The sequence below is a fragment of the Bradyrhizobium pachyrhizi genome (genome assembly GCF_001189245.1).
In the GTDB taxonomy this organism is placed as follows: domain Bacteria; phylum Pseudomonadota; class Alphaproteobacteria; order Rhizobiales; family Xanthobacteraceae; genus Bradyrhizobium; species Bradyrhizobium pachyrhizi.
In genome coordinates this window covers 68,615-69,995 of the sequence record NZ_LFIQ01000025.1, presented here as the reverse complement: position 1 = coordinate 69,995, position 1,381 = coordinate 68,615, and the positions used below count along the sequence as shown (strand labels likewise).

The window sequence follows — 1,381 nt, the reverse complement described above, 5'->3', positions numbered from 1 at the left end:
ATCGGCGGCGCGACGAACGCGGCGTAGTCCTCGATGAAGGCGATGATGGCAGCGGTGTCCGAGAAGCCGTCGGGATCGCTGTGCGGAAACGCAAATTCCGGCAGCCGCACCGACCAGTTCGGAAACTGGAACATGAGGCCATCCCAGCGTTCGCTGCGCCAGCGCTCGGCGATGCGACCCCGCTCCAGCACCAGATGGGCGATGCCGCGCTGCTTCAGCCGATGGCTCATGGTGAGCCCGGCCTGGCCGCCGCCGATCACCAGCGTATCGACGGTCTCGTCAGGCACTGCGCGTTCCCTTGCGGCGGGCGGCGGGCTCCGCCGCGGCACGGATGATCCAGCGCCGGAACGCGGCGAAATCGCGCTGCTCGGCGTGGAAGCCGCGATAGACCAGATACCACCGCATGCCCTTGGGCACGCTGAGCGCAAACGGCGCCACCAGCCGGCCGGCGGCGAGATCGTCGTCGATATAGGGCCGGATGCCCATCGCGATGCCGAGCCCGTCGCTAGCTGCCTGCAGCGCCTGGCCGTAGAACTGGAATTCCGGCCCGCGCGCGGTCAGGCGCGGCACGCCCGCCGCCTTCAGCCAGGACGGCCAGTCGTCGGGCGAATGCGCGACGCGGATCAGGCTCGGGCCCTTGAGGTCGGCGGGGCGCTTCAGGCTGTTGGCGAGCCGAGCCGTGCACACCGGCATCAGGTCGGCGGCAAACAGCGGCTCGGCGACGAGGCCCGGCCACTGGCCGTCGCCGAGCTGGATGCCGCAGCTCCAGTCGTCGGCGAACGGCACCGCCATGCCGCCGGTCGTGATCCGCACCTCAATGTCGGGCTCCGCTTTGCGGAACTCGGCGAGGTGCGGGATCATCCATTTCAGCGCAAAGGTCGGTCCGACGCCGACGGTCAGCACCCGCGCGCTCGCGGACGCCGTGACCTGCGCGGTGAGGCTCGCCAGCGCGTCGAAGATCGGCGTCAGCCCGCCCTGATAGGCGCGGCCGGCCGGCGTGGTGACGAGGCGGTTGGCCTTGCGCTCGAACAGCGCGACGCCGAGCCGCTCCTCCAAAAGATGCACCATCCGGCTGATCGCGGCGGCCGAGACATTGAGCTCGCTGCCTGCCGCCGCGAAGCTGCCGGTCCGCGCCGCCGCTTCGAACGCCTTGATGCCGTTGAGAAAGAGCAGCCGCCGCATGAACCCTCAGGAAAACTGATGCAAGGTCAAGATAACTCAGTTTGCCGGAAGAGGCCAAGCGGCGCAGAAATATGGTTGCTGTGATTTGAGCTAATGCGGCGCGGTTGACGTACCTCGCCCCGCTTGCGGGGAGAGGTCGGATCGCATCGCCAGATGCGATCCGGGTGAGGGGAAGTCTCCGCGAGTCCCACTGTAACCG

Annotated in this window: 2 protein-coding genes; both read right to left on the bottom strand. The window is 68.6% G+C overall.

The window, feature by feature from the left end:
• The coding region (locus AKL29_RS44230) for an FAD-dependent monooxygenase (RefSeq protein WP_244481694.1) at nucleotides 1-287 on the bottom strand (287 nt) is incomplete at its 3' end.
• Entirely contained in the window at nucleotides 280-1,182 is a 903-nt protein-coding gene (locus AKL29_RS02355; protein ID WP_028336047.1) for a LysR substrate-binding domain-containing protein, read from the bottom strand. The genes AKL29_RS02355 and AKL29_RS44230, both read right to left, overlap by 8 nt.
• Nucleotides 1,183-1,381 lie beyond the last annotated feature (199 nt).